The 7,631-nt window shown below is 66.8% G+C and carries 4 protein-coding genes and 1 pseudogene; 4 read left to right on the top strand and 1 reads right to left on the bottom strand.

Annotated elements, in window-relative coordinates; genetic code table 11:
* The 4 genes and pseudogenes from Q8814_RS09965 to Q8814_RS09950 form a co-directional block, all read left to right on the top strand.
* Window positions 1–357, top strand: a pseudogene (locus Q8814_RS09965) (ribonuclease D); the annotation flags it as partial.
* A gap of 250 nt (window positions 358–607) precedes the next feature.
* Window positions 608–1,828 carry a thiolase family protein gene (locus Q8814_RS09960; protein ID WP_330151849.1) on the top strand — a complete coding sequence of 407 codons (1,221 nt, stop codon included), beginning with the start codon at window positions 608–610 and terminating at the stop codon, window positions 1,826–1,828.
* Window positions 1,829–3,937 carry a 3-hydroxyacyl-CoA dehydrogenase NAD-binding domain-containing protein gene (locus Q8814_RS09955; protein ID WP_330151848.1) on the top strand — a complete coding sequence of 703 codons (2,109 nt, stop codon included), beginning with the start codon at window positions 1,829–1,831 and terminating at the stop codon, window positions 3,935–3,937.
* Window positions 3,938–4,108: 171 nt separating this feature from the next.
* Window positions 4,109–5,506: a sugar porter family MFS transporter gene (locus Q8814_RS09950; RefSeq protein ID WP_330151847.1), complete on the top strand. Its 1,398-nt coding sequence runs from the start codon at window positions 4,109–4,111 to the stop codon at window positions 5,504–5,506.
* Between the two features lie 59 nt (window positions 5,507–5,565).
* Here Q8814_RS09950 and dxs read toward each other — a convergent pair whose 3' ends face one another.
* A complete protein-coding gene (dxs, locus tag Q8814_RS09945; protein WP_330151846.1) occupies window positions 5,566–7,500 on the bottom strand; it encodes a 1-deoxy-D-xylulose-5-phosphate synthase in 1,935 nt (644 codons plus the stop codon).
* Window positions 7,501–7,631 lie beyond the last annotated feature (131 nt).

Genomic DNA, 7,631 nt, shown 5'->3' with positions numbered 1-7,631 from the left:
ATCGAACGCGCCCGGGCGCTCCCGAAGGACCAACTTCCACCCTTGACGCAACCCTTCACCGGTCCCCCGCCGGCCGGGCGCTGGGCACGGCACCATCCCGAAGCCGCGGAGCGTTTGACGGCGGCGCGCGCGGAGCTGGCGGCATTGAGCGAAGAGGTGTCGGTGCCCGTCGAGAATCTGGTGAGCCCCGAACTGGTACGCCGGTTGTGCTGGGACTGGGATTTCGGGGGCGACGGCGATACCAGTGGTGACGCTGTCGCATACATCGACCGCCGCTTCGCCGCGGGTGCCGCCCGCCCGTGGCAGCGCGAACTCACCGCGCCGCGGATCGCGAAAGCGCTCGCCGCGGGCAGCTGACCGGTAACAGGCAGCTGACCGGTAACAGCGGAGAGCGGAGAGCGCGCGGCCGTCACCGTCTCCTCCCGCCACATCCTGCACCGTCGGTTCTTGTCGCTACGCAGTGTGGATCACCAAAAGGCGCCCATTAAGTTACCCATCGGTAATAACGGGGTAGGATGGTTCCGGGACCGGTCACCGGCGTGATCGGTCTCCATCGCCTCGTCGCGACAATCTCGGCGAGGACACCGCTCCACCGGGAGGAAATCGCGTGGCTCCAACCACCTCGACCCAACGCAACGTCGTGTTCGTCGACGGCGTCCGAACTCCGTTCGGCAAGGCCGGCCCGAAGGGCATCTACGCCGAAACCCGCGCCGACGATCTCGTCGTCAAGGTCATTCGTGAGCTGTTGCGTCGCCACCCCCAGCTCGATCCCGCCCGCATCGACGAAGTCGCCGTCGCCGCCACCACCCAGACGGGCGATCAGGGCCTGACCATCGGCCGCACTTCCGCGATCCTCGCCGGGTTGCCCGAGACGGTGCCCGGATTCGCGATCGACCGGATGTGCGCCGGCGCGATGACCGCCGTGACCACCACCGCGTCCGGCATCGGGTTCGGTCAGTACGACGTCGTGATCGCCGGTGGTGTCGAGCACATGGGCCGCCACCCGATGGGTGAGGGCGCCGACCCCAATCCGCGTTTCCTCGCCGACAAGCTGGTCGATCCGAGCGCGCTCGTGATGGGCAACACCGCCGAGAACCTCCACGACCGGTTCCCGAGCATCACCAAGGCCCGCACCGACGCCTACGCCGTCAACAGCCAGAACAAGTTCGACGCCGCGAAGAAGGCGGGGTACATCGCCGAGACACTCGTACCCGTCGCCACCCGGACCGCCACCGGTTGGGGTCTCGCCACCGAGGACGAGCCGCCCCGCCCGGGCACGACGATCGAAGATCTCGCGAAGCTCAAGACCCCGTTCCGTCCCGCCGGCCGTATCACCGCGGGCAACGCAGCGGGTCTCAACGACGGCGCCACGGCCGCGATTCTCGCCGGTGAGGACACCGCACGTGAGCTCGGCCTGCCCGTCGGCATGCGGATGGTCGGCTTCGCCTTCCAGGGCGTCGACCCGGCGGTCATGGGCATCGGCCCCGTACCGGCGACCGAGAAGCTGCTCGCCCGTACGGGCCTGAGCATCGACGACATCGGTCTGTTCGAAATCAACGAGGCGTTCGCCGTGCAGGTGCTCGCATTCCTCGAGCACTTCGGAATCGACGATGACGACCCGCGGGTCAACCAGTGGGGCGGAGCGATCGCGTGCGGCCATCCGCTCGCATCGTCGGGCGTTCGCTTGATGACCCAGCTGTCGCATCAGTTCGCCCAGCATCCCGAGGTGCGCTACGGCCTGACCACCATGTGCATCGGTCTGGGCATGGGCGGCACCGTGATCTGGGAGAACCCGAACCACGCCGACTACGAATCCGGAGCCGAGTAAATGTCAGATATCGAAAGCGCTTTCGTCGACGAGGTCGTCACCAACGCGTACACCACGCTGATCTCCGTGCCCGGTATCGAAGGGTCCGTCGCGCTGATCACCCACGACAACGGCTTCGACCACACCAAGCCGAACTCGTTCGGGCCCGCCGGCCTGCTCGCCTTCGACAAGGCCCTCGACGAGGCGTTCGCGGCGAACCCGGCCGCGATCGCGGTCACCGGCAAGCCGTTCATCTTCGCGGCGGGCGCCGATCTCAAGGGCGTACCCGCCGTCACGCGCCGCGAGCAGGGGCTCGAACTCGGCAAACTCGGCCACGACGTGTTCCGCCGCCTGCGCGACACCGCGATTCCGACCTTCGCGTTCGTCAACGGTCTGGCGCTCGGCGGCGGACTCGAAGTAGGCATGCACGCGCACTACCGCACGGTCGCCGACAACGTGCCCGCGCTCGGACTGCCGGAGACGATGCTCGGCCTGGTCCCCGGCTGGGGTGGCACGCAGCTGCTTCCGAACATCGTCGGTCCCGACAACGCGGTGACTTTGATTCTCGAGAACCCGCTCAACAACGGACGCACGATCAAGGCGAAGCAGGCCCTCGCTCTCGGCTACGCCGATGTAGTGCTCGGGTCCGCCGATTTCCTCGAGCAGTCGCTCGCGTGGGCATCGAAGGTTCTCGCGGGCGAGATCGTGCCCGCGCGTCCGGAGATCGACCGCGAGGCCGGCTGGGATGCCGCCATGACACGCGCCGAGGCCCTGGTCGCCGGGAAGACCCACGGCTTCTCCCCTGCCGCCGAGCGTGCGCTCGAACTCCTCGAACTCGCCCGCACCACCGACATCTCCGATCCCGAGTCGCTGAGCAAGGGCTTCGACGCCGAGACCGAGGCACTCGCCGACCTGCTGATGTCCGACGAACTCCGCGCAGGACTGTACGCATTCGATCTGGTCAACAAGCGCGCCAAGCGCCCTGCCGGGGCCCCGGACAAGTCCCTGGCCCGGAAGATCAGCGGAGTCGGCATCGTGGGTGCTGGCCTGATGGCCAGCCAGCTCGCGCTGCTGTTCGTCCGGCAGCTGAAGGTGCCGGTGATCCTGACCGACATCGACCAGGATCGCATCGACAAGGGCGTCGGCTACGTCCACACCGAGATCGACAAGCTGCAGGGCAAGGGCCGGCTGTCACCCGACGCCGCGAACCGCCTCAAGGCGCTCGTCTCCGGTTCACTCGACAAGGCCGCCTTCGCGAAGACGGACTTCGTGATCGAGGCCGTGTTCGAGAACATGGACGTCAAGAAGCAGGTGTTCAGCGAGCTCGAGCAGCACATCACGCCCGAGACGATTCTCGCGACGAACACCTCGTCGCTGTCGATCACCGAGATGGCGTCCGGCCTTCAACACCCCGAGCGGGTCGTGGGCTTCCACTTCTTCAACCCGGTCGCCGTGCTGCCCCTGCTCGAGGTCATCCGGGGCGAGAAGACCGACGACGCCACGCTCGCGACGGCGTTCGCGACCGCCAAGTCGCTGAAGAAATCCGCGGTGCTGTGCGGCGACAAGCCGGGCTTCGTGTTCAACCGTCTGGTCACCCGCACCCTCGGTGAGGTCATGACGGCGGTGGACGAGGGCACTCCGTTCGAGGTGGCCGACAATGCCGTCGGCGCGCTCGGCATGCCGATGTCGCCGTTCACCTTGCTCGCCCTGGTGGGCCCCGCCGTCGCNCTGNACACCGGGGAGACCTTGCAGGCCGCGTACCCCGACCGGTTCGTCTCGTCGCCCGGTCTCGAAGCGCTCGTCGAGGCCCGCAAGTCCGGCGTGTGGTCGTACGCCGACGGCACGCAGGTCGTCGACCCGGAGGTCGCGGCCCTGTGGCCGCAGGGCGACTCGCCGTCCACCGCGGAAGAGGTGCTCGAACGCACCCGCCGGGCATTCGCGGAGGAGATCGCGATCATGCTCGACGAAGACGTGGTCGCGGCACCCGAGGACATCGACCTGTGCCTGATCCTCGGCGGCGGCTTCGCGTTCTGGAACGGTGGCATCACGCCGTACCTGGATCGCACCGGAACATCGGAGGCGGTCAACGGCAAGCGGTTCCTGGCTCCCGGCGTCGCAAACGTCGCCTGACCGAAACACCCGAACCATCGAGGGCGTGTCACCGTGCGGTGCCACGCCCTCGGTGCGTAAAGCAACGCCCGGAAACTTGTCTCGGCGTAATGTCCCGTCACAGAGTCACCGTCTGATCCCGGTCCAGGTAGCAGCACTCGGTTCCCGCGCCGTCCGACGAAGGCAGGTCCCATGACACAGACCTCGAATTCCCACGCCGCGAAGGTCATTGCTGTCACTGTCGCGGCGGCCGTCGGCGGCTTTCTGTTCGGGTTCGACAGTTCGGTCATCAACGGCGCGGTCGACTCGATTCAGGGTGAGTTCGGACTCAGCTCCTTCGTCACCGGATTCGCAGTCGCGATCGCGCTGCTCGGATGCGCGGTAGGCGCGTGGTTTGCGGGTCGGCTCGCGGACAGGTGGGGCCGCAAGCGAGTCATGGTGCTCGGGTCGGTGCTCTTCGTCATCTCGTCGGTCGGCTCCGGATTGGCGTTCAGCGTGCCCGATCTCATGCTGTGGCGCGTGCTGGGCGGGCTGGGCATCGGCATTGCGTCGGTCATCGCCCCCACGTACATCTCGGAGATCGCACCGGCACGCTATCGCGGCAGTCTCGCCTCACTTCAACAGCTCGCCATCACCCTCGGCATCTTCGCCGCACTGCTGTCCGACGCGGTCCTCCAGAACGCGGCCGGCGGCGCATCGAACGAACTGTGGTGGGGACTCGAGGCCTGGAGGTGGATGTTCCTCGTCGGTGTGGTCCCGGCGATCGTCTACGGCGTGCTGGCCGTGCTGATCCCGGAATCCCCCCGTTTCCTCGTCGGCAAGGACCTCGACGAGGAGGCCGCCGAGATTCTCGCCAACATCACCGGCGAACTGCATCCGCACGAGCGGGTCCGCGAGATCCGGCTGACACTGCGACGGGAGGAGAAGCGGTCGTTCGGCGACATCCGGGGGCCGGTCTTCGGGCTGCAACCGCTGGTGTGGGTCGGTATCACCATGGCCGTCTTCCAGCAGTTCGTCGGTATCAACGCGATCTTCTACTATTCGACGACCCTGTGGAAGTCGGTGGGGTTCACCGAGAACGAATCTTTCACGACGTCGGTGATCACCGCAGTGATCAATGTGGTCATGACGTTCGTGGCAATCCTGTTCGTCGACCGGATCGGCCGCCGCCCATTGCTGATGGCCGGTTCGATCGGCATGTTCGTGAGCCTGCTACTCGCCGCGATCGCGTTCTCGCAGGCCACCGGCACCGGGGAGGACGTGCAGCTGCCGGCCCCGTGGGGTGCACTCGCACTGATCGGCGCCAACGTGTTCGTGATCTTCTTCGCCGCGACGTGGGGGCCCATCATGTGGGTCATGCTCGGCGAGATGTTCCCCAACCGGATGCGGGCGGTCGCGCTCGGCATCAGCACCGCGGCGAACTGGATCGCAAATTTCACCGTGACACTGGCGTTCCCGCCGCTTACGTCGGCGGTCGGCCTCTGGTTCCTCTACGGATTGTTCGCCTTCTTCGCGTTGCTCTCGTTCTTCTTCGTCAAGTCGAAGATCCGGGAGACCAAAGGCATGGAACTCGAGGACATGCGTATCTGATTGTCGGTAAAAGCGAAACTCCGCCGACCTTCGGTCGGCGGAGTTTTGTATGCGGCCGGTCAGCCGACGCCACGTTCGCGTTGATCGATTTCCTCGGCGGTGTCGTTGCCGTCCAGGCCGACCACCCAGCCGGTCACCTGACGGGCGACGTCCTGCGCGGTCAGTCCGAGATCCTGATGGATCCGGCCGCGCGACGCGTGGTCGAGAAACTGTTGTGGCACTCCCAGATTCCGCGTGGGAACGTCGATGTCGTGCTCGCGCAACGACGCCGACACCGCCGAACCGACACCACCGTGCAGACCGCTGTCCTCGACGGTGACGACGAGCCGGAAGTCGCGCGAAAGCGAGGTCAGCTCCGCCGGAACCGGAAGCACCCAACGCGGGTCCACCACCGCTGCCGTAATTCCTTGCTGGGCAAGGCGTTCAGCGGCATCGAGAGCGAGAGACGCGAAGGCACCGACGCCGACGATGAGCACGTCGCCGGAACGCTGCTCGGGCATACGCAGAACGTCGACCATGCCGCCGATCCGCTCGAGCGCCGGAATATCCTCGCCGACCGTGCCTTTCGGGAACCGCAGCGCGGTAGGGCCGTCGGTGACCGCAAGCGCCTCACCCAGTGCCTCGCGCAAGGTCGCGGCGTCGCGCGGGGCCGCAACCCGGATTCCAGGCACGATACCCAGAATGGAGAAGTCCCACATTCCGTTGTGGCTGGCCCCGTCGGACCCCGTGATACCGGCCCGGTCGAGCACCAGCGTGACCGGCAATTTCAGCAGGGCCACGTCCATGAGCAGCTGGTCGAACGCCCGGTTGAGGAACGTCGAGTACACCGCGACCACCGGATGCAGCCCGCCCAGCGCGAGGCCTGCGGCGGAGGTGACCGCGTGCTGCTCCGCGATGCCGACATCGAAGGTGCGGTCGGGGAACCGCTCCCCGAAGGCCGCAAGACCGGTGGGCCCGGCCATTGCGGCGGTGATGGCAACGACGTCGCTGCGAGTCTCGGCCTGCTCGATCAATTCGGTGGAGAACACCGAGGTCCAATCGGGCACGGACGACGCAGATGTGGCACGGCCCGTGAGCGGATCCATCACCCCTGTCGCGTGCATCTGGTCGGCCTGATGGTTCTCGGCCGGCGCGTAACCGGCGCCCTTCCGGGTCACCGCATGCACGATCACCGGGCCACCGAAGGCCTTGGCGCGCCGCAGCGCCGCCTCGAGAGCAGGCTCGTCGTGCCCGTCGACCGGACCGAGGTATTTGATTCCGAGATCGGTGAACAGCACCTGCGGGCTGACGACATCTTTCACGCCGGCCTTCATTCCGCGGAGCACCGAGTACGCGGCGGGCCCGATCCACGGAATCTTCTTCACCAGGCGGCGGCTGCTGTCGAGCGCCCGCTCGTATTCCGGCTTCAGGCGCAGCGCCGCGAGATGCTCGGCCAGACCACCGATCGTGGGCGCGTAGGACCGACCGTTGTCGTTGACGATGATCACCACGGAGCGGTCGGTACCGGCCGCGATGTTGTTGAGGGCCTCCCAGCACATGCCTCCGGTGAGCGCGCCGTCGCCGACCACGGCCACCACCGTGCGATCGCGTCGGCCGGTCAGTGCGTACGCCTTGGCGAGGCCATCGGCATAGGACAGGGCGGCGGAGGCGTGCGAGGACTCGATCCAGTCGTGCTCACTCTCCGCACGACACGGGTAGCCGGACAGACCTCCGCGCTGACGCAGGGAGTCGAAGTCGTCCTTGCGGCCCGTGAGAATCTTGTGGACGTACGCCTGATGGCCGGTATCGAACAGGATCGGGTCGCGGGGAGAGTCGAAAACCCGGTGCAGGGCGACGGTCAATTCGACGACACCGAGGTTGGGCCCGAGATGGCCCCCGGTCGCCGAGACTTTCTCCACGAGGAAGCTCCGGATCTCCCCCGCGAGACGAGTGACCTCGGCGGGAGTGAGCCGACGCAGATCGTCGGGCGAGTGGACGCTGGACAGGACACCCAACTGGACTAGCTCCCTCCGGCTCATGATTCGCGCGAGATCGCGCGAGCAATTCTGTCAGTCTACGGAGCGGTGGAACGTACCGAACCGTCACATGACTCACATCGCCGATTCCACGTAGTGGTCATCGTCTC

The organism is Rhodococcus chondri, assembly GCF_036327435.1.
GTDB lineage: Bacteria > Actinomycetota > Actinomycetes > Mycobacteriales > Mycobacteriaceae > Rhodococcus > Rhodococcus chondri.
This window is presented reverse-complemented; position numbering and strand designations above follow the sequence as displayed.